This is a genomic window from Variovorax sp. GW823-FHT04F07 (assembly GCF_058795995.1).
In genome coordinates this window covers 301,709-321,606 of record NZ_JBXAIG010000007.1, presented here as the reverse complement: position 1 = coordinate 321,606, position 19,898 = coordinate 301,709, and the positions used below count along the sequence as shown (strand labels likewise).

Annotated in this window: 17 protein-coding genes; 7 read left to right on the top strand and 10 right to left on the bottom strand. The window is 68.4% G+C overall.

Annotated features, from left to right (window positions below; genetic code table 11):
- Positions 1-97: 97 nt before the first annotated feature.
- From glgX to AC1RAA_RS27490, 4 genes are all read left to right on the top strand, one after another.
- Entirely contained in the window at positions 98-2,176 is a 2,079-nt protein-coding gene (glgX, locus tag AC1RAA_RS27505) for a glycogen debranching protein GlgX (RefSeq protein ID WP_492731626.1), read from the top strand.
- A 94-nt stretch (positions 2,177-2,270) separates the two neighbouring features.
- Positions 2,271-3,608 (top strand): glucose-1-phosphate adenylyltransferase, encoded by a 1,338-nt coding sequence (gene glgC, locus AC1RAA_RS27500; RefSeq protein WP_492731624.1) that lies wholly within the window; start codon positions 2,271-2,273, stop codon positions 3,606-3,608.
- Positions 3,609-3,622: 14 nt separating this feature from the next.
- Positions 3,623-5,092, top strand: a complete 1,470-nt coding sequence (gene glgA / locus AC1RAA_RS27495; protein ID WP_492731622.1) for a glycogen synthase GlgA — start codon at positions 3,623-3,625, stop codon at positions 5,090-5,092.
- Between the two features lie 43 nt (positions 5,093-5,135).
- Complete coding sequence (locus AC1RAA_RS27490; protein WP_492731620.1) at positions 5,136-7,619, top strand: glycogen/starch/alpha-glucan phosphorylase; 2,484 nt, start codon at positions 5,136-5,138, stop codon at positions 7,617-7,619.
- A 24-nt stretch (positions 7,620-7,643) separates the two neighbouring features.
- Here the strand turns inward: AC1RAA_RS27490 and AC1RAA_RS27485 are convergent, their stop codons facing one another.
- From AC1RAA_RS27485 to AC1RAA_RS27470, 4 genes are all read right to left on the bottom strand, one after another.
- Complete coding sequence (locus AC1RAA_RS27485; RefSeq protein ID WP_099794719.1) at positions 7,644-8,114, bottom strand: ExbD/TolR family protein; 471 nt, start codon at positions 8,112-8,114, stop codon at positions 7,644-7,646.
- A gap of 15 nt (positions 8,115-8,129) precedes the next feature.
- Complete coding sequence (locus tag AC1RAA_RS27480) at positions 8,130-8,825, bottom strand: MotA/TolQ/ExbB proton channel family protein (protein WP_095743304.1); 696 nt, start codon at positions 8,823-8,825, stop codon at positions 8,130-8,132.
- A gap of 27 nt (positions 8,826-8,852) precedes the next feature.
- The gene (gene dapB / locus AC1RAA_RS27475; RefSeq protein ID WP_095747406.1) at positions 8,853-9,653 is read right to left on the bottom strand and encodes a 4-hydroxy-tetrahydrodipicolinate reductase; all 801 of its coding nucleotides are present in this window, start codon (positions 9,651-9,653) and stop codon (positions 8,853-8,855) included.
- 175 nt (positions 9,654-9,828) lie between these two features.
- Entirely contained in the window at positions 9,829-10,389 is a 561-nt protein-coding gene (locus AC1RAA_RS27470; RefSeq protein ID WP_492731618.1) for an outer membrane protein assembly factor BamE, read from the bottom strand.
- Positions 10,390-10,474: 85 nt separating this feature from the next.
- Between AC1RAA_RS27470 and fur the strand changes: the two genes are divergently transcribed.
- The gene (gene fur / locus AC1RAA_RS27465; RefSeq protein WP_062481042.1) at positions 10,475-10,894 is read left to right on the top strand and encodes a ferric iron uptake transcriptional regulator; all 420 of its coding nucleotides are present in this window, start codon (positions 10,475-10,477) and stop codon (positions 10,892-10,894) included.
- Between the two features lie 64 nt (positions 10,895-10,958).
- Here the strand turns inward: fur and hprK are convergent, their stop codons facing one another.
- From hprK to AC1RAA_RS27445, 4 genes are all read right to left on the bottom strand, one after another.
- Positions 10,959-11,918 (bottom strand): HPr(Ser) kinase/phosphatase, encoded by a 960-nt coding sequence (gene hprK / locus AC1RAA_RS27460; RefSeq protein WP_062481041.1) that lies wholly within the window; start codon positions 11,916-11,918, stop codon positions 10,959-10,961.
- 104 nt (positions 11,919-12,022) lie between these two features.
- Positions 12,023-12,490, bottom strand: a complete 468-nt coding sequence (locus AC1RAA_RS27455) for a PTS sugar transporter subunit IIA (protein ID WP_042581318.1) — start codon at positions 12,488-12,490, stop codon at positions 12,023-12,025.
- A 191-nt stretch (positions 12,491-12,681) separates the two neighbouring features.
- Complete coding sequence (hpf, locus tag AC1RAA_RS27450) at positions 12,682-13,011, bottom strand: ribosome hibernation-promoting factor, HPF/YfiA family (RefSeq protein ID WP_013538898.1); 330 nt, start codon at positions 13,009-13,011, stop codon at positions 12,682-12,684.
- 320 nt (positions 13,012-13,331) lie between these two features.
- Positions 13,332-15,449 carry an ATP-dependent helicase gene (locus AC1RAA_RS27445; protein ID WP_492731617.1) on the bottom strand — a complete coding sequence of 706 codons (2,118 nt, stop codon included), beginning with the start codon at positions 15,447-15,449 and terminating at the stop codon, positions 13,332-13,334.
- 225 nt (positions 15,450-15,674) lie between these two features.
- Between AC1RAA_RS27445 and corA the strand changes: the two genes are divergently transcribed.
- Both corA and AC1RAA_RS27435 read left to right on the top strand, forming a co-directional pair.
- Positions 15,675-16,661: a magnesium/cobalt transporter CorA gene (gene corA, locus AC1RAA_RS27440; RefSeq protein ID WP_056584267.1), complete on the top strand. Its 987-nt coding sequence runs from the start codon at positions 15,675-15,677 to the stop codon at positions 16,659-16,661.
- A gap of 55 nt (positions 16,662-16,716) precedes the next feature.
- Positions 16,717-17,469 (top strand): YoaK family protein, encoded by a 753-nt coding sequence (locus tag AC1RAA_RS27435; RefSeq protein WP_062481040.1) that lies wholly within the window; start codon positions 16,717-16,719, stop codon positions 17,467-17,469.
- A 9-nt stretch (positions 17,470-17,478) separates the two neighbouring features.
- Here AC1RAA_RS27435 and AC1RAA_RS27430 read toward each other — a convergent pair whose 3' ends face one another.
- Together AC1RAA_RS27430 and AC1RAA_RS27425 are read right to left on the bottom strand one after the other, a co-directional pair.
- Entirely contained in the window at positions 17,479-18,252 is a 774-nt protein-coding gene (locus AC1RAA_RS27430) for a 5'-methylthioadenosine/adenosylhomocysteine nucleosidase (RefSeq protein ID WP_492731615.1), read from the bottom strand.
- A 3-nt stretch (positions 18,253-18,255) separates the two neighbouring features.
- Entirely contained in the window at positions 18,256-19,887 is a 1,632-nt protein-coding gene (locus AC1RAA_RS27425; protein ID WP_492731613.1) for an ABC transporter substrate-binding protein, read from the bottom strand.
- Between the last annotated feature and the right edge of the window lie 11 nt (positions 19,888-19,898).

The following is a 19,898-nucleotide window of genomic DNA, read 5'->3' as shown; positions in this document are numbered from 1 at the left end:
TCTTTGCTTACTTTCTTTTGGCGAAGCAAAAGAAAGTGAGTCGCCCGCCGGGGCGAGTCCCGGCCTCGGGAAGCAAACGCCCAGGAGCACAAGCAACATGCTGAGCCCAGGCACCCCCCTCCCCTTAGGCGCAACCCCGTCACAGCAAGGCGTCAACTTCGCCATCGCAGCGCCAACAGCAAGCAAAGTAGAACTCTGCCTCTTCGACAGCACAGGCCAGAACGAACAACAGCGCCTGCCGCTTCCAGAATGCACCGACGGCATCTGGCACGGCCTGCTTCCCAACGCAAGAGCCGGCCTGATCTACGGCTACCGAGTCCATGGCCCGTGGGCACCCCATGAGGGGAAACGCTTCAACCCCGCCAAGCTCCTCCTCGACCCTTACGCCCGAGAAATCCTCGGCCACTACAACGGCAGCGACCTCTTCCTGGGCCACACCCCAACAGACCCAACCCAACGCGACCACAGAGATAACGGCTCGATCGCACTCAAAGCCCGCGTCACAGCCCCCAGCAACACACCCAAAACAACGGGTCAGGCCCACATCCCCCCCACCGACCGCGTCCTCTACGAACTCCACATCCGCAGCCTCACCCACCAGCACCCGGGCGTACCCGAACCGCTAAGAGGCACCTACGCAGGCCTCGCAGAACCCGCCCTCCTCGACCACCTGCAACGCCTGGGCATCACCACCCTCAGCCTCATGCCCGTGCAGCACCGCGCCGACGAACAGCGCCTGCTCGCCAAGGGCCTGACCAACCACTGGGGCTACAACACTATCGGCTGGTTCGCCCCCGAGGCGCGCTTCTGGAGCGGCCGCCCCGGCACCACGCCCGCCAGCGAGTTCCGCGCCATGGCCGATGCGGTGCATGCGCGCGGCATGGAGCTGGTGATCGACGTGGTCTACAACCACAGCGCCGAAAGCGACGAACTCGGCCCCACGCTCTCGCTGCGCGGCATCGACAACGCCCTGTACTACCACCTGCGCCCGGACGACCGCGCCCTGTACGAGAACTGGGCCGGCACGGGCAACTGCCTGAACCTCGGCGAGCCGCGCGTGCTGCAGCTGGTGATGGACAGCCTGCGCTTCTGGGCCTGCGAGATGGGCGTCGACGGCTTCCGCTTCGACCTCGCCCCGGTGCTGGGCCGCGACGCACAGCGTGGCTTCGATGCGCGCGCGCCCTTCTTCGCGGCCATCGCGCAAGACCCGGTGCTGTCGCGCACGCTGCGCATCGCCGAGCCCTGGGACATCGGCCCCGGCGGCTACCGGCTCGGCGAGTTCCCGCCCGGCTGGCTCGAATGGAACGACCGCTTCCGCGACACGCAACGCGGCTTCTGGCTGCGCCAGGGGCGCGAGGGCGCCGCCGGCCTGGGCGACTTCGCACACCGCTTCACCGCCTCCAGCGCGAGCTTCGCGCACGACGGCCGCGCACCGACCGCGAGCGTCAACTTCATCACCGCGCACGACGGCTTCACGCTGCGCGACCTCGTGAGCTACGAGCAGCGCCACAACCTCGCCAACGGCGAAGACAACCGCGACGGCCATGCGCACAACCTGAGCACCAACTGCGGCGTCGAAGGCCCGAGCGACGACCCCGCCGTGCGCGCGATGCGTGCGCGGCTGCAGCGCACGCTGCTCGCCACGCTGCTGCTGTCCCAGGGCACGCCGATGCTGCTGGCCGGCGACGAGCTCGGCCACAGCCAGGGCGGCAACAACAACGCCTACTGCCAGGACAACGAGACCACCTGGCTCGGCTGGATCGGGCTGTCCGACCCGGCCAGCGAACGCGCGCGCCTGACTGCCTTCGTCGCGCGGCTCACCGCCCTGCGCCGCGAGGCGCCGGCGCTGCGCAGCGCGCGCTGGTGGCCAGCCGAACCGCCGGCCGACGGCGCCCCGCCGGGCCTGCGCTGGCTGCGCCCCGACGGCCAGCCGATGGCACCGGCCGACTGGCACGCGGGCACGGCCCTTGCGATCCTGTTCGGGAATGCCGAGGACGCCTGGCTGGTGCTGGTGAATACGGGCCCGAGCCCCGTCGCCTTCACGTTGCCGGACGGCGACTGGCACTGCTGCCTGGCCACCGATGCCGAAGACCCCGACGCCCTGCGCGCCGCGCCCCGCCTGCTGGGCCGCGCGGTGGAGGTGCCGGTTTCGAGCCTCTGGCTTGCAAGAACGTAGGAGCCAAGCCCACGGCGCAGTGCCAGACTCGGTGCGGACACTCTGAAGACGACGAATTCAATACAAGCGAATGAACGAACGAACGGAGACACAGATGGACAAGCTCAACACCCAGGGCACGCAAGCCCCGCAGCCCCCCCTGCAGGCCCATCAACTGGTCCGCCGCACCATCGCGCTGGTGCTGGCCGGCGGCCGGGGCTCCCGCCTCAAGCAGCTCACCGACCGGCGCGCCAAGCCGGCCGTGTACTTCGGCGGCAAGTTCCGCATCATCGACTTCGCGCTGTCCAACTGCCTGAACTCCGGCATCCGGCGCATGGCGGTGGTCACGCAGTACAAGTCGCACTCGCTCATGCGCCACCTGCAGCGCGGCTGGAGCTTCCTGCGCGCCGAGCTCAACGAGATGGTCGACGTGCTGCCCGCGCAGCAGCGCATGGGCGACGAGCACTGGTACCGCGGCACGGCCGACGCGGTGTTCCAGAACCTGGACATCATCCAGACCCGCTCCACGCCGCACGACTACGTGGTGGTGCTGGCCGGCGACCACATCTACAAGATGGACTACTCGATCATGCTCAAGGACCACGCCGAGCGCGGCCTGGGCTGCACGGTCGGCTGCATCGAGGTGCCGCGCCACGAGGCCACGGCCTTCGGCGTGATGGCGGTGGACGACGGCCGCCAGATCACCAGCTTCCTCGAGAAGCCCGCCGACCCGCCCGCCATGCCCGGCCACCCCGACCTGGCGCTGGCCAGCATGGGCATCTACATCTTCGACTCGGCCTACCTGTACCGGCTGCTCGAGGAAGACAACGCCAACCCCGACTCGAGCCACGACTTCGGCAAGGACATCATCCCGCGCGCCGTGGCCGAGGGCCGTGCGCTGGCGCATCCGTTCAGCATGTCGTGCGTCACGCGCGCCTCGCGCGGGCCCGACGCCAAGGCCTACTGGCGCGACGTGGGCACGATTGATGCATTCTGGGCAGCCAACCTCGACCTGGCCTCGATCACCCCGGAGCTCGACATCTATGACACGGACTGGCCCATCTGGACCTACCAGCGGCAGCTGCCGCCGGCCAAGTTCGTGCTCGACCGCGAGGGCAAGCACGGCATGACGGTCAACACCATCGTCTCGGGCGGCTGCATCGTTTCGGGCTCGAAGATCAGCAGCGCGGTGCTGTTCTCGGGCGTGCGCATCCACTCCTTCTGCGAGATCAACGAAGCTGTGCTGCTGCCCGATGTGGAAGTGGGCCGCGGCTGCCGGCTGAACCGCGTGGTGATCGACCGCGGCTGCGTGATCCCCGACGACACGGTCATCGGCGAAGACGCCGAAGCCGACGCCGCCCGCTTCGAGCGCACGGAAACCGGCGTGGTGCTGGTCACGCGCGAAATGCTCAAGCGGCTCGCACCGGACCCCGCGCCCGCGGCCGCCGCCTGATCGACCGCACCACCATGCGCATCCTCCAGGTCAGCGCCGAGCTGTTTCCCCTCCTGAAGACCGGCGGCCTGGCGGACATCGCCGGCGCCCTGCCCCTGGCGCTCATGGCCGCGGGGCAGGAGGCGCGCGCGCTGCTGCCGGGCTTTCCCGCCATCGTGGCCGGCGTGCGCGACCTGACGCCGGTGGCCGAGTTCACCGCGCCCTGGGGCGAGCGCTTCGGCCTGCGCGCCGGGCACGTCGCCATCGCCGGCGCGCCGCCGATTCCCACCTACGTGATCGACGCGCCCGCGCTCTACGACCGGCCCGGCAATCCGTACGAAGACACCACGCGCCAGCCCTACGGCGACAACCACCGGCGCTTCGCGCTGCTGGGCTGGGCGGCGGCGCAGCTCGCGCAGGGGCTCGACCCTGGCTGGCGGCCCGACATCGTGCACGCGCACGACTGGCACGCAGCGCTCGCGCCGGCCTACCTGGCCTTCGCGCGGCGCGCGGGCGGCCCGCGCACGGGCAGCGTGTTCACGGTGCACAACCTGGCCTACCAGGGCGTGTTCGCGCCCTGGCACTTCGCCGAGCTCGGCCTGCCTGCGCCGGCCTTCCACATGAACGGGCTGGAGTACCACGGCCAGATCTCCTTCATGAAGGGCGGCCTGTACTTCGCCGACCAGCTCACCACCGTGAGCCCGACCTACGCGCTCGAGATCCAGACGCCCGAGCAGGGCTGCGGCCTCGACGGCCTGCTGCGCCAGCGCGCCGGCGTGCTCAGCGGCATCCTCAACGCGGTCGACGACCAGGTCTGGAACCCGTCCACCGACGCCGCGCTGGTGCAGGGCTACCAAACGCCCGAGGGCCGCCACATGGCCGGCAAGGCGCGCTGCAAGTCGGTGCTGCAGCGCCAGCTGGGGCTGGCCGAGCGCCCCGACGCGCCGCTGTTCATCGTGGTGAGCCGGCTCACCGAGCAGAAGGGCCTGCACCTCGTGCTCGGCGGCCTCGACACGCTGCTCGCGCAGGGCGGCCAGCTGGCGCTGCTGGGCAGCGGCGAAGGCTGGCTCGAAGAGGCCTTCCGCCAGCGCGCGGCGGCGGCGCCCGCCTCGGTGAGCGTCACCATCGGCTACGACGAGACGCTGGCGCACCAGCTCTTCGGCGCGGGCGACGTGACGATCGTGCCCTCGCTGTTCGAGCCCTGCGGCCTCACGCAGATGTACGGACTGAAGTACGGCAGCCTGCCGCTGGTGCGCCGCGTCGGCGGGCTGGCCGACACCGTCGTCGACTGCACGCTGGAAGACATGGCCAGCGGCGCCGCCACCGGCTTCGTGTTCGACCGCTTCGAGGACGCCGACTACGACCGCGCCCTGCGCCGCGCCTTCGCGCTGTACGAGCGCGCCGCCGACTGGCGCCGCGTGCGCGGCAACGCCATGCGGCGCCCGGCCGACTGGGGCACGGCAGCGGCGCAGTACATCGATGTGTACCAACGGGCGCTGGCCTGAAGCCCCCGCCCCACACCCCACCACCCACTCCGGGAACGCCCCCATGACGATCAAGGACTTCGCCTACGACCACCCCGACCGCGACGTTGCCGCCTTCAAGCGCGCGGTGGCCAACAAGCTGATCTACGCCGTCGGCAAGGACCCCGTGGCCGCCAGCCAGGATGACTGGCTGCACGCCACTGCGCTGGCCGTGCGCGACCAGCTTGTCGAGCGCTGGATGACGACCACGCGCGCCAACTACGCGCAGGACCTCAAGCGCGTGTATTACCTCTCGATGGAGTTCCTCATCGGGCGCACCTTCACCAACGCGCTGCTCGCCGTCGACCTGTACGGCACCGTGCGCGAGGCGCTGGCCGACTTCGGTGTCGACATGGCGGCGCTGGCCGAGCGCGAGCCCGACGCGGCGCTCGGCAACGGCGGCCTGGGCCGGCTCGCGGCCTGCTTCCTCGATTCGATGGCCACGCTCGGCGTGCCCGGCATGGGCTACGGCATCCGCTACGAGTACGGCATGTTCCGCCAGCGCATCGTCGACGGCCAGCAGGTCGAAACGCCCGACTACTGGCTCACGCGCGGCAACCCGTGGGAGTTCCAGCGGCCCGAGGTGAACTACCGCGTGCGCTTCGGCGGCCACGTGCAAAAGCGCGAAGGCAAGAACGCGCCCTACGGCGCGGCCGACTGGGTCGACACGCACGACGTGCTGGCCGTGGCCTACGACACCATCATTCCCGGCTACGGCACGCAGGCCACCAACACCTTGCGGCTGTGGTCGGCGCGCGCCACCGAGGAGATCGACCTGTCGGCCTTCAACCGCGGCAACTACATGGCGGCGGTGGAGAGCAAGAACCACTCCGAGAACGTCTCGCGCGTGCTCTACCCCGACGACTCCACGCCCTCGGGCCGCGAGCTGCGGCTGCACCAGGAGTACTTCTTCTGCAGCGCCAGCGTGCAGGACCTGCTGCGCCGCTACCTGCGCAACCACACGAGCTTCGACCAGCTGTCCGACAAGGTCAGCATCCACCTGAACGACACGCACCCGGTGCTGGCCGTGCCCGAGCTCATGCGCCTGCTGCTCGACGAGCACGGCCTGGCGTGGGACGTGGCCTGGGGCCACACGCAGAAGGTGTTCAGCTACACCAACCACACGCTGATGCACGAGGCCCTGGAAACCTGGCCGGTCGAGATGCTCGGGCGCATCCTGCCGCGCCACCTGCAGATCCTGTACGACATCAACGCGAAGTTCCTGGCCGCCGTGACGCAGACGCACGGCCAGGACGTCGAGCTGGTGCGCCGCCTCTCGCTGATCGACGAGACCGGCGAGCGCCGCGTGCGCATGGCCTACGTGGCGGTGCTCGCGAGCCATTCGGTGAACGGGGTGTCGGGGCTGCACTCGGAGCTGATGAAGCAGTCGATCTTTGCCGACTTCGCGAAGATCTTTCCCGAGCGCTTCAACAACAAGACCAACGGCGTCACGCCGCGCCGCTGGCTCGCCCAGGCCAACCCGCCGCTGGCCGCGCTGCTCGACCAGCGCATCGGCAAGGGCTGGCGGCGCGACCTGTCGCAGCTCGAAGCGCTGCGCCCGATGGTCGCGCAGCCCGCCTTCGTGCGCGCCTTTCGCCATGCCAAGCGCGAGAACAAGCTGCGGCTGGCCAACTGGGTCGGCGAGCACCTGAAGCTCGACCTGGACACCGACGCGATGTTCGACGTGCAGGTCAAGCGCATCCACGAGTACAAGCGGCAGCTGCTCAACGTGCTGCACGTGATCGCGCGCTATCACCGCATCCTCGATGCGCAGGCCAGCGGCACGCCGGCCGACATCGTGCCGCGCGTGGTCGTGTTCGCGGGCAAGGCAGCCTCGGCCTATGCGATGGCCAAGCAGGTGATCCGCCTCATCAACGACGTGGCGACCACCGTGAACGCCGACGCGCGCGTGGGCAAGCTGCTGAAGGTGGTGTTCCTGCCGAACTACAGCGTGAGCCTGGCCGAGATCATCATGCCGGCGGCCGACCTGTCGGAGCAGATTTCCACCGCGGGCACGGAAGCTTCAGGCACCGGCAACATGAAGTTCGCGCTCAACGGCGCGCTCACCATCGGCACGCTCGACGGCGCCAATGTCGAGATGCGCGAGAACGTCGGCCCCGAGAACATCTTCATCTTCGGCCACACCACGCCCGAGGTGGCCGACATCCGCGCGCGCGGCTACCAGCCGCGCGAGATCTACGAGGAGAACGCCGAACTGAAACGCGTGCTCGATGCCATTCGCGATGGCGCGTTCTCGCCGGGCGAGCCGGCGCGCTACCAGGGCATCTACGACGCGCTCGTGAACTGGGGCGACCACTACCTGCTGCTGGCCGACTACGCGAGCTATGTCGCGAAGCAGGCCGAGGTCGATGCGCTGTACCGCGACGCGGAGGCCTGGACGCGCATGGCGATCCTCAACGTGGCGGGAATGGGCGCGTTCTCGTCGGACCGGACGATCGCCGAATACGCCCACGAGATCTGGCACACGAAGCCCGTCGTGCTCGGCTGAGGCGAGCGGGCCGGGCCCGCAAGGTCAGCGCGGTTTGGCGGGGGCCGCCTCGGCCTCGGTGACAAAGCCGATGCGGCTCAGCCCGGCCTTGTTCGCGATGCCCATGAGCGCCACCACCTTGCCATAGGGCACGGTCTGGTCGGCGCGCAGTTGCACCTCGGTGTCCTTGCTGTCGGCGGCGGCCTTTTCGAGCTGGGCCGTCAGCTCTTCGTCGGTCACGGGCTTGTCGTTCAGGAAGACCTTGCCCGACGCATCGACCGACAGGCTCACGAACTTGGGCGTGTCGTTGGGCTGGCCCGCGTCGGTCTGCGGCAGGTCGAGCTTGATCGAGCTGGCCATCAACGGCGCGGTGATGATGAAGATCACCAGCAGCACCAGCATCACGTCGACCAGCGGCGTGACGTTGATGTCGGACAGCGGGCGCTGCCCACCCGCGCCCATGGCCCGCCCGCCGCCTGCGGCGCTGCTGCCCAGTGAGGTGCGTCCGAAGGCCATGGTGTGTGCTGCGCCTTAGACGGGCATCGGCCGCGCGGGCGGCGGTGCGGCGGGTGCCGGCGCTTCGCCGAAGCTGCCGAGCAGGTCGTGCGCAAAGCCTTCGAGCTCGGCCTCGACGCGGCCCACCACACGGCCAAACACGTTGTAGGCCAGCACGGCCGGAATGGCGACCGCGAGGCCGAAGGCCGTCATGACAAGCGCCTCGCCGACCGGCCCGGCCACCTTGTCGATGGTGAAGCCGCCGGTCTGGCCCGCGATGCCCGCCAGGGCACCGTAGATGCCCCAGACGGTGCCGAGCAGGCCGACGAAGGGCGCGGTGGCGCCCACGGTGGCCAGCAGGATCTGCCCCGCCTGCAGGCGCCGCAGCGCGCCGTGCAGCGCACCGCGCAGCACGCGCGTGAGGCGCTGGTTGCGGTCGACCGTGGCGCCCAGCGTGCCGCCGGGGGCTTCGGTGGCGGCCTGGCGCAGCGCGGCCACGGCGGGGCGCACGAGTTCGGCGCGGTCGAAGGCCTGGAGTTTCTGCTCGGCCTCGACCAGGGTGGCCGACTGCCAGAAGGCGGCGATGCTGCGCAGCACGTCGCGCGTGCCGCCGCGCAGCAGCCAGGCTTTCCAGAGGATCACGACCCAGCTGGCGATCGACATCGCGAGCAGCAGCGCGGCCACCGAACGGCTGACGCCGTCACCGTGGGTCAGCAGTTCGAGCACGCTCATCCGCGTCCTTGGTTTTGTGCGCCTGGCTTAACGCAGGCCGAGTACGTCGAACATGTCGAACAGGCCGCTGCGCTGGCCGCTCAGGAAGCGCACCGCACGCAGCGCGCCCTGCGCGTAGGTCACGCGGCTGGACGACTTGTGGGAGATTTCGATGCGCTCGCCGATGCCCGCGAACAGCACGGTGTGGTCGCCCACGATGTCACCGCCGCGGATGGTGGCGAAGCCGATGGTCGACGGGTCGCGCTCGCCCGTGATGCCTTCGCGGCCGTACACGGCGCAGTCCTTGAGGTCGCGGCCCAGCGCATCGGCGATCACCTCGCCCATCTTGAGCGCGGTGCCCGAGGGCGCATCGACCTTGAAGCGGTGGTGGGCCTCGACGATCTCGATGTCGTAGCCGGTGGCCATGGCGCGGGCGGCCATGTCGAGCAGCTTGAGCGTGACGTTGACGCCCACGCTCATGTTGGGCGCCATCATGATGGCGATGTCTTTGGCGATCTCGGCGATCTCGGCCTTCTGCGCGTCGCTGAAGCCGGTGGTGCCGATCACGGCCTGCACGCCCAGCTCGCGGCACACGGCCAGGTGCGCCATCGTGCCTTCGGGGCGGGTGAAGTCGATCATCACCTGCGCGTCCTGCAGGCCGGTGCGCAGGTCGGCCACGATGGGCACGCCGCTGGTGAAGCCCAGGAAGGCCGCGGCATCGGCGCCGAGGGCGGCGCTGCCGGCGATGTCGAGCGCGCCGGCCAGGCGGCAGTCGGGCGCGTTGCGCACGGCTTCGATGAGCATGTGGCCCATGCGGCCCGAGGCGCCGGCGATCGCCACCCGGCGCAGCGCGGGAGCGGAAGAAGAAGAATCGGAAGTGGGGGTGGTGGTCGGTTCAGTCACGGGGATTCGGTCGTTGAAAAGTCCCTACGGGAGCCATGGACACCGACAAAAGCCACCCCACCGGTCCGGCGGGCACCGCCCGCAGGAGGGGTGGCCGCCGCCGGAGCCCTGCCGCGCACGCTCAGCGCGCGGCTTCGAGCGGGGGGTAGGCGGCCGGCAGCGCGGGCATGGGGGCTGCCGGGGTGCCGGTGGTGTCGGCTTTCTTGTCGGCCTTGGGCGCGTATTTCTTGAGCTCTTCTTCGGTGGCCTCGAGCTGCGGCACCTTGCCGCTCTTGCGGCGGGTGTCGAGCGTGGCGACGAATTCTTCTTCGCTGGGCATCTCGTCGCCCTCGAAGCGGTCCATGAGTTCGCCGTTGAAGAACACGGTCAGGCGGCGCTCCTGCGGATCGACGCCCTGGCGGCGGATCGTGAAGACGTAGTCCCAGCGGTTGGCGTGGAAGACGTCGTTCAGCAGCGAGGTGCCGAGGATTTCGCGCACCTGCTGGCGCGACATGCCGGGCTTGAGTGCCGCGACCTGTTCCTTCGACACGAAATTGCCTTGCACCACTTCGACTTTGTAGGGGGTGACGGCAGACAGCGCGCCACGCGTGCGTTCGCTGAAACCGCTGCAGGCACCGAGGGCGAGCGTCGCCGCAATGGCAGCAACCAGCAACCAGGGCCGGCGTTGGAGGATGGCAGGCATGGGAGAAGAGGGGGTAGCGATATGATCGAACATTGTAGCGGCCGAGCCTGAAGGCCCGGCCTCAGCCCAGGGCGCAGGAACCATCATGGCCAACATCGACGAACTCAAGAACACCGGCCTCAAGGCCACCTTGCCGCGACTGAAGATCCTCGAGATCTTCCAGACCGGCAGCCAGCGGCACATGACCGCGGAAGACGTCTTCCGCGTGCTGCTCAACGAACACTCCGACATCGGCCTGGCCACCGTGTACCGCGTGCTCACGCAGTTCGAGCAGGCCGGCATCCTGGAGCGCAGCCACTTCGAAAGCGGCAAGGCAGTCTACGAATTGAACGAAGGCACGCACCACGACCACCTGGTCTGCACCTCGTGCGGCAAGGTCGAGGAGTTCTACGACGCCGAGATCGAGCGGCGCCAGCAGATGATCGCCAAGGACAAGGGCTGGGTCCTGCAGGACCACGCCATGTCGCTGTACGGCCTGTGCGGCGACTGCGTCAAGAAGCGCTGACGCCAGCCACCCCGCGAAAGCAGAAAGCAGCCCTTCGTTTCGAAGGGCTTTTTTCTTGCCTGCGTCAGTCCGGGTCGCGCCCGCTTTCCATCGCCTTGTGGTGGCGCGCCACGAAGTCGGCATAGGTGTCGATGCCGCGCAGCTGCAGGATCGAGTTGCGCACCGCGGCTTCCACCAGCACGGCGATGTTGCGCCCCGCCACCACCTGGATGATGACCTTGCGCACCGGGATGCCCAGCACGTCCTGCGTGAGCGGCGCCGAGGGCATGCGCTCGTAGTCGCGCTCGAAGCTGTCGCGCCGCACGAGGTGCACGATGAGCTTCAGGCGCATCTTCCGGCGCACGGCCGTCTCGCCGAAGATCGCGCGGATGTCCAGGAGGCCGATGCCGCGCACCTCCAGCAGGTTCAGCAGCAGGTCGGGGCAGCGCCCCTCGATGGTGTTCTGGTTGATGCGGTACAGGTCGACCGCGTCGTCGGCCACCAGGCCGTTGCCGCGCGAGATCAGCTCCAGGCCGAGCTCGCTTTTGCCCAGGCCCGACTCGCCCGTGATCATCACGCCCATGCCCAGGATGTCCATGAACACGCCGTGCATCGAGGTGCGCTCGGCGAAGTGCTTGGACAGGTAGGCGCGCAGCAGGTCGATCACGAAGGCCGACGACTCGCGCGTGGCAAACAGCGGCAGCTGGGCGCGTTCGCAGATCGACAGCAGCTCGTCGGGCGCGGCCTGGCCGTCGGCCAGCACCAGCATCGGCGGCTCCAGCGTGACGATGCGCCCGATGCGGCGCACGCAGTCTTCCTTGCTGCCGCGCGTGAGGTAGGCCACCTCGCGCGCACCGAGGATCTGCACGCGGTACGGGTGGATGTAGTTCAGGTAGCCGACCAGGTCGGCGGCCGACTGCGCGCGGCTGATGACGTCGGGGTCGAACTGGCGCTCCGAGGCACCCAGGCCCGCGAGCCATTCCCAGCGGAGCGACCCGCGGAACTCCTCGAACATGGCATCGGCGCTGATGACGGTCGGCTTCATGCGTGCGGCGGCCGGCGCAAGACGCCGGCATTCTGGTCAGGATGGAGAGAGAGAAAAGCGTCGCCGCAGCTTATCAGCAGCAGCGGCAGGCCCGGCACGGGCGCTCAGGCGACCTGGGTCGACTGCCAGCCGGCGATGAGGCCGTGCAGCGCGGCGGCGTCGGTGCTGGACTTGATCTGCTCGCGCAGGCCGGCGTCGCTCAGCAACTCGGCAATTTCAGACAGGATTTCGAGGTGCTTCTGCGTGGCCGCTTCGGGCACCAGCAGGAAGATCAGCAGCGCCACGGGCTGCTCGTCGGGAGCGTCGAAGCCGATGGGGTTCGCCAGCTGGAACACCGCGGCCATCGGCGCCTTGAGGCCCTTGATGCGGCCATGGGGAATGGCCACCCCGTGGCCCAGACCGGTGGAGCCGAGGCGCTCGCGCGCAAACAGGCTGTCGGTGATGAGGGCACGGCCCAGACCGTGAAGGCTCTCGAACAGCAGGCCGGCTTCTTCGAAAGCACGTTTCTTGCTGGTGGCGTCAACGCTCACGAGCACTTGAGCGGGCGGCAGGATGGACGCGAGGCGATTCATGGTGGGGTCAGAGCGGGGCGATTATGCACCTCCTCGGTAAAAACCCCCAGTCCCCCTAATTACTTTCGTCTACATGTGTTGCCGTGAGGCGTCGCTTCCTCTGGAGGCCCTTGCAAAGCCCCACCAATGTGGTCGGACAAACAAAAGGCCGCCCGAAGGCGGCCTGAGATGCGGGGCGCGGGGCCCGGCGTTTACATCACGCGCTTGGGCGCCACGTGATGGTGGTCCTGCAAGCGATCCTTGTGGCGGACCACCTGGCGGTCGAGCTTGTCGACCAGCTCATCGACCGCGGCGTACAGATCAGCGTGGCTCGATTCCGCGAACATGTCATTGCCCTTGACGTGAATGTTGCACTCCGCCCTTTGGCGGCGTTCCTTTTCCTTCTGCTTTTCCACCGTGAGGATCACCTTGACATCGACCACCTGGTCGAAATGTCGCGTGATCCGGTCCAGCTTGCTCGTGACGTAGGTGCGCAAGGCAGGTGTGACGTCGAGGTGATGACCGCTGATCGTCAAATTCATGAATGACCTCCTGAGAATTGACGGTTGGGGAAATGACCGCGCTCCGGGATGAAGCGTGGCCGGCGAAACAGGTGAGGTTGGGAGAGAGGGAGAAGAGGAAGGGAGATGAAGAAAGGGGGCGGTCGGATTCACTATGCCCAAGCTGTCACGGTATTGCAATACCGGGGCTTGCCCGAGTGACGGGCCGGTGTATTGCATGCCCTAATCCGCTATTGATTCCATAGCTGTCCCCGTGCAGTGGCATGCCGTTGCGGCACATTGGAAGCAAGTGTTTCCATGTGCAGCGCGCAGTGTCCCTCCCGCCCGAAGGGCCGGCCCGTTCAGCGCCAGGCGGCGCGCATGCGGTTGCGCAGGTCGATCACCGCGGCCGGTGGCGGCACGGCGGGCGGCAGCACCGGCGGCGGCGGCCAGGTCTGCAGCTCGAAGCCCGCCAGGTCAGACTCCGTGATGAAGCGGGTGCGGTTGGCGTACAGGTGCCGGTCGCCACGCGCCGCCTGCTGTGTGATGTGGAAGCGCTGCGGCATCACCAGGTGCAGGTGATCGCGGGCCCGCGTCATCGCCACGTAGAGCAGGCGCCGCTCTTCTTCCAGCTCGTGCGCGCCCTGTGCCACGTCGGCCGGCATGCAGCCGTCGACCACGTTGATGACGTGCACCGAGTTCCACTCCTGGCCCTTGGCCGAATGGATGGTCGACAGGATCAGGTAGTCCTCGTCGAGCGAGGGCGGGCCGGGCCGGTCGCTGGTGGCTTCGGGCGGATCGAGCGTGAGCTCGGTGAGAAAGCGCTCGCGGGAGCCATAGCCGGCCGCCAGCCGCGCCAGCTGCTCGACGTCGGCACGCCGCACGCCCGAGGTGTCTTCGTACAGCCGCTCCAGGTGCGGCTGGTACCACTGCATCGCCACCTCCACGTCGGCCGGCCACTGCAGCGACGGCGCGCGCAAGGCGGCGTAGGCCTGGGCAAAGTCGGCCCACTGTTCGCGCGCGGCCGACGGCGGCACGAAGTCGCGCACGGCCGCGGCCGGGTCGGCCGCCTGGTCCATCGCGTCGAGCAGGCGCGTGCCGGTGACCGGGCCCACGCCGGGAATGAGCTGTGTGACCCGGAAGCCCGCCATGCGCCCGCGCGGGTTCTGCGCAAAACGCAGCACGGCGAGCAGGTCCTTCACGTGCGAGGCTTCGAGGAACTTGAGCCCGCCGAACTTCACGAACGGGATGTTGCGCCGCGCCAGTTCCAGCTCGAGCGCCGCGCTGTGCGACGAGGTGCGAAACAGCACCGCCTGCGACTTCAGCGCCAGTCCGCCCTCGCGGTGCGCCAGGATCTTGTCGGCCACCCAGCGCGCCTGCCCGGCCTCGTCGGGCACGAGCACCAGCACCGGTTTGCCGGCCGAGGGCTTGTCGGTCCACAGCGTCTTGGCGTGCCGCTCGGCGGCCTGCGCGATGACGCGGTTCGACACGTCGAGGATCGGCTGCGTCGAGCGGTAGTTGCGCTCCAGCGTGACGATGCGCGCGGCCTGCGAGAACTGCGAGGGAAAGTCGAGGATGTTGCGCACCGTGGCGCCGCGGAACGAGTAGATCGACTGCGCGTCGTCGCCCACCACCGTCACGCCGCGCCCGTCGGGCTTCATCGCGCGCAGGATCTCGGCCTGCAGCAGGTTGGTGTCCTGGTACTCGTCGACCAGCACGTGGTCGAAGCGCGCGCCGACATGCGCGGCCAGCGCGGGCTCGGCGACCATCTCGGCCCAGTAGAGCAGCAGGTCGTCGTAGTCGAGCACGTTCTGCTGCTGCTTGGCCTCGACGTAGGCGCCGAAGAGCGTCTTGAGCTCAACCTCCCACTCGGCGCACCAGGGAAAGCTGTCTTTCAGCACGGCGGCCAGCGGCGCGCGCGTGTTCACGCAGCGCGAGTAGATCGACAGGCAGGTGCCCTTGCGCGGGAAGCGGTTGACCGTGGACGACAGGCCCAGCTCGTGCCGCACCAGCCCCATGAGGTCTTCGGCGTCGCCGCGGTCGTGGATGGTGAAGTTCTCGTCCAGCCCGATCTGCGCGGCGTATTCGCGCAGCAGCCGCGCGCCGATGCCGTGGAAGGTGCCGGCCCACGGCAGCGCGGGCGGGCGCTCCGACTTCAGGCCCAGCACGCGCGCCAGCACCTGGCCCGCGCGGCGCTCCATTTCCTGCGCGGCGCGGCGCGAGAAGGTGAGCAGCAGCAGCCGCTGCGGATCGACCCCGTCCGCGATCAGGTGCGCCACGCGGTGCGCCAGCGTGCTGGTCTTGCCCGAGCCGGCACCGGCGATCACGAGCAGCGGCCGGTGGTCGGCGCCGACCGCCGCGCCCACGCCATGCTCGACCGCCGCGCGCTGGTCGTCGTTGAGCGCGGCGAGCGCCGCGGCCAGGCGCTCGGCTTGCGTCTTCGGGGGGGTGGAAAGAACGGGGGACGCAGGGGTCTGCATGGGCACGACTTTACTGTATGTCCGTCCAGTTCGAGTGCCTTGTCGCCCTGTGGCCGGTGACATAATCGCGCCTCGCTGCAACCGGAGACTCCCCTTGGAAACCGCCCCGTCTCGGCAGCTTTCAACTCCCTGGCGACGCTGCGCGTGATGTACTGACGCCGGGTCCGCGGGAATTGAAAGCGCCCCGCCCTCGCCCATCGTTCAGTCACCCCCGGGAGTGAGCCCATGCTCAACATCTTTACGCTCGCCAACGGCCGCCTCGTCCAGGAAGAGATCGAGTCGCTCGAAGAGCTCTCCAAGTTCCAGCCGATCTGGGTCGACCTCGAGTCGCCCACGCTCGAGGAAAAGCGCTGGATCAAGCAGTACTACGGCCTCTCGATTCCCGAAGACGCGATGGACGAGGACATCGAGGAGTCGGCCCGCTTCTACGAGGAAGACAACGGCGAGCTGCACATCCGCTCCGACTTCCTGATCGACGACGACGAAGACCCGCGCACGGTGCGCGTCGCCTTCATCCTGAACCAGCACAACACCGACCTGCGCAGCCGCGGCGTGCTGTTCTCGATCCACGACGAGGACGTGCCCGTGTTCCGCCTGCTGCGCATGCGCGCACGCCGCGCGCCGGGGCTGATCGAAGACGCCAAGGAAGTGATGCTCAAGCTCTTCGACGCCGACGCCGAGTACTCGGCCGACACGCTGGAGAACATCTACGACGAGCTCGAGGTGGCGGGCAAGAAGGTGCTGTCGGGCAACGTCAGCGACGAGCTGGCCGGCGAGGTGCTCGGCGCCATCGCGCGGCAGGAAGACTTGAACGGCCGCATCCGCCGCAACGTGATGGACACGCGCCGCGCCGTGAGCTTCATGATGCGCAGCAAGATGCTCAACGCCGAGCAGTTCGAAGAGGCGCGGCAAATCCTGCGCGACATCGAATCGCTGGACAACCACACGGCCTTCCTCTTCGACAAGATCAACTTCCTGATGGATGCGACCGTCGGTTTCATCAACATCAACCAGAACAAGACCATCAAGATCTTCTCGGTGGCCAGCGTCGCGCTGCTGCCGCCCACGCTGATCGCCAGCATCTACGGCATGAACTTCAAGTTCATGCCCGAGCTCGACTGGGCCATGGGCTACCCCTACGCCATCGCGCTGATGGCCGCGAGCGCGCTGGTGCCGATGTGGTACTTCCGCCGGCGCGGCTGGCTCAAGTAGTCGCTGTACTGGGTGCTAGAGTGGCTGCCGGCAGGCAGCTGACCTGGAGAGCCCCGTGCGCAGACTTCGTTTCCTCACCAACCGCCACCGCGCGCCGTCGACGAACACCGCGCTCGGGCTGCTGCTGGCCTTCAACGCCGGCGCCATCAATGCGGGCGGCTTCCTCGTGCTGCACATGTACACCTCGCACATGACCGGCTTCGCCTCGCAGCTGGCGGACGGCATGGTGCTGGGCAACCTCACGCTGCTGCTGAACGCGCTGGGCGCGATCCTGGCGTTCGTGAGCGGCGCCGCGGTCTGCGCGGTGCTGGTGAACTGGGCGCGGCAGCACCGGCTGCATGGCGTGTACGCGCTGCCCCTGCTGCTGGAGGCCGCGCTGATGTTCCCGTTCGGGCTCGCCGGCGCCATCACGCTGACCTGGGCCACGCCGTTCGCGGTGCCGCTCACGGTGCTGCTGCTGTCGTTCATCATGGGGCTGCAGAACGCCGTGGCGTCGAAGACCTCGGGCGGCAGCACGCGCACCACCCACATGACCGGCAACATCACCGACGTGGGGATCGAGCTGGGCAAGATGCTCTACTGGAACCGGCGCGCGCCGTCCACGCCGCTGCCGGTGCGCCACGACCGCAGCCGGCTGCGCCGCTGCGGCGGACTGGTCGCCATGTTCGTGCTCGGCGGCGCTGTGGGCGCCCTGGGCTTCAAGCACGTGGGCTTCATCTGCGTCGTGCCGCTGGCCGCGCTGCTGCTGGCGCTGTCGATCCCGCCGCTGCTGCGCGACCTGCCGCAGCTGCGCCGGCTCGCGCCGTAGGCAGGTTCTTCAGGCCGCGTCGCGCGGCAGGGAGGCGAGCCAGGCGTCGACGAGCACGAGGCTGTAACGGCTCGCCACCTCGGCCACGAAGCGCGTGAAGTCGCCGTGCGCGGCATCGTCGGCGCGGTCCGAGATGGTCCGCAGCGCCGCGAAGGGCACGCCGTAGTCGTGGCAGGCCTGCGCCATCGCCGCGCCCTCCATCTCGACGGCGAGCGCATCGGGCAGCGAGCGTTGCAGGGCCCCACACTCCGCGGTGGTCGACACGAAGCGGTCGCCGCTGATCAGCAGGCCGCGATGGACCTTCGGCGACCGCAGATGGAACTCATCGACCGCCTTCTGCCCCACCAGACTCACCGGATCGCGCAAGGTGCTTTCGGCCACCGCCGCCAGCGCATCGCCGATGGCCGCGTCGGCCGCGAAGCGCGAACGCCCCATCAGCGGCACCTCGTACTTCGGAAAGATCGGCGAGGCGTCCATGTCGTGCTGCAGCAGCTCGGTCGCCACGACCACGTCGCCGACATTCACGCCCGGTGCCAGCCCGCCCGCCACGCCCGTGAACACGATCGCCCGCACGCCGAAGCGCTCGAGCAGCACCGTGGCCGTGACCGCCGCCGCGACCTTGCCGATGCGCGACAGCACCGCGACCACGGGCTGGCCCTGCAGGTGGCCGACCCAGAAGTCGCGGCCGGCCACGCGCACGCGCTGCTCGTCGGGCATGCGCGCGAGGAGCGCACTGAGCTCCTCGTGCATGGCCGCGACGATGGCGATGGGCGCAGCGACCACGGCTTACTTGATGTCCACGCCGTAGAAGGTGTGGCGGCCGAACGGACTCAATTTGAAGTCGACCACCTCCTTGCGCACCGGCTTCAGCTGCACCGCGTGCGCGATGGTGAACCACGGCGCCTGCTCCTTGAAGATGACCTGCGCCTTCTTGTAGAGCGCGTCGCGCTCCGACTGCTTGGTCGCGCTCTTGGCCTTCACCACGAGGTCTTCGTAGGGCTGGTAGCAGAATTTCGAGATGTTGCTGCCACTGGCCGACTTGGCCGAGGCGCAGCCCAGCAGGGTGTACATGAAGTTGTCCGGGTCGCCGTTGTCGCCGGTCCAGCCCAGCATGCCCATCTGGTGCTCGCCGGCCTGCAGGCGCTTGCGGTACTCGCCCCACTCGAAGCTCTTGATCTCGGCCTTGACGTTGATCTTGGCCAGGTCGGCCTGCATCAGCTCGGCGATGCGCTTGGCGTTCGGGTTGTACGGGCGCTGCACCGGCATGGCCCACAGGTCAGTGCTGAAGCCGTCGGGGAAGCCGGCCTGCGCCAGCAGCTTCTTGGCCGCTTCGGGGTCGTACGGGTCGTCCTTCACGGCATCGTTGTAGGACCACAGCGTCGGCGGGATCGGGTTCTTCGCGGCCACGCCGGTCGTGAGGTACACGCCGTCGATGATGGCCTTCTTGTTGATCGCCATGTTGATGGCCTTGCGCACGCGCACGTCGTCGAAGGGCTTCTTCGTCGTGTTGTACGAGAGGTAGCCCACGTTCAGGCCCGGCTGCTCCAGCACCTGTACGTTCGGGTCCTTGCGGATCGCGTCGAGGTCGGCCGGGTTCGGGTACGGCATGACGTGGCACTCGCCCTTTTGCAGCTTGGCCCAGCGCACCGAGGCATCGGGCGTGATCGCGAACACGAGGTCGTCGATCTTGGCCTTGCCGCCCCAGTACTGCGGGAAGGCCTTGAAGCGGATGATCGCGTCCTTCTGGTACTGCACGAGGTAGAACGGGCCGGTGCCGACCGGGTCCTGGTCGACCTTCTCGGGCGTGCCGGCCTTCAGCATCGCGATGGCGTATTCCTTCGACTGGATGCCCGCGTACTGCATCGCCAGGTTCGCGAGGAACGGCGCCTCGGCCTGGTTGAGCGTGATCTTCACCGTGTGGTCGTCGATGCGGTCCACCGACTTCAGCAGCTTGGGCATGCCCATGTCGTTGAAGTAGGAGTGGTTCTGGCTCGTGACCTTGAAGAAGGGGTCGCTCTCCTTCCACTGGCGCTCGAGCATGAAGATGAAGTCGTCGGCGTTGAAGTCGCGCGTGGGCTTGAAGCTCTTGCTCGTGGTGTGCCACTTCACGCCCTTGCGCAGGTGGAAGGTGTACACGGTGCCATCGGCCGAGATGTCCCATTTTTCGGCCAGGCCCGGCATCACCTTGGTGCCGCCGCGCTCGAACTCGACGACGGTGTTGTAGACCTGCGTGGTCACGTCGAACGACGTGCCGGTGGTGTTCATGCCCGGGTAGAAGTTTTCCGGGCTTCCTTCGGAGCAGTACACCAACGTCTTGGCTGACACGGCGCCGCAGGCCAGGGTAAGGGCCGTGAGCGCTGCCGGTGCCAGGAGCGCCAGCTTTTGTGAGCGGCGCGAAACGGAGGACTGGGTCTTCATGGGGACTCCTC

Coding starts and splice junctions, on each gene's coding strand:
- glgX (WP_492731626.1), top strand. CDS start 98: ATGCTGAGCCCAGGCACCCCCCTCCCCTTAGGCGCAACCCCGTCACAG.
- glgC (WP_492731624.1), top strand. CDS start 2,271: ATGGACAAGCTCAACACCCAGGGCACGCAAGCCCCGCAGCCCCCCCTG.
- glgA (WP_492731622.1), top strand. CDS start 3,623: ATGCGCATCCTCCAGGTCAGCGCCGAGCTGTTTCCCCTCCTGAAGACC.
- AC1RAA_RS27490 (WP_492731620.1), top strand. CDS start 5,136: ATGACGATCAAGGACTTCGCCTACGACCACCCCGACCGCGACGTTGCC.
- AC1RAA_RS27485 (WP_099794719.1), bottom strand. CDS start 8,114: ATGGCCTTCGGACGCACCTCACTGGGCAGCAGCGCCGCAGGCGGCGGG.
- AC1RAA_RS27480 (WP_095743304.1), bottom strand. CDS start 8,825: ATGAGCGTGCTCGAACTGCTGACCCACGGTGACGGCGTCAGCCGTTCG.
- AC1RAA_RS27470 (WP_492731618.1), bottom strand. CDS start 10,389: ATGCCTGCCATCCTCCAACGCCGGCCCTGGTTGCTGGTTGCTGCCATT.
- fur (WP_062481042.1), top strand. CDS start 10,475: ATGGCCAACATCGACGAACTCAAGAACACCGGCCTCAAGGCCACCTTG.
- hprK (WP_062481041.1), bottom strand. CDS start 11,918: ATGAAGCCGACCGTCATCAGCGCCGATGCCATGTTCGAGGAGTTCCGC.
- AC1RAA_RS27455 (WP_042581318.1), bottom strand. CDS start 12,490: ATGAATCGCCTCGCGTCCATCCTGCCGCCCGCTCAAGTGCTCGTGAGC.
- hpf (WP_013538898.1), bottom strand. CDS start 13,011: ATGAATTTGACGATCAGCGGTCATCACCTCGACGTCACACCTGCCTTG.
- AC1RAA_RS27445 (WP_492731617.1), bottom strand. CDS start 15,449: ATGCAGACCCCTGCGTCCCCCGTTCTTTCCACCCCCCCGAAGACGCAA.
- corA (WP_056584267.1), top strand. CDS start 15,675: ATGCTCAACATCTTTACGCTCGCCAACGGCCGCCTCGTCCAGGAAGAG.
- AC1RAA_RS27425 (WP_492731613.1), bottom strand. CDS start 19,887: ATGAAGACCCAGTCCTCCGTTTCGCGCCGCTCACAAAAGCTGGCGCTC.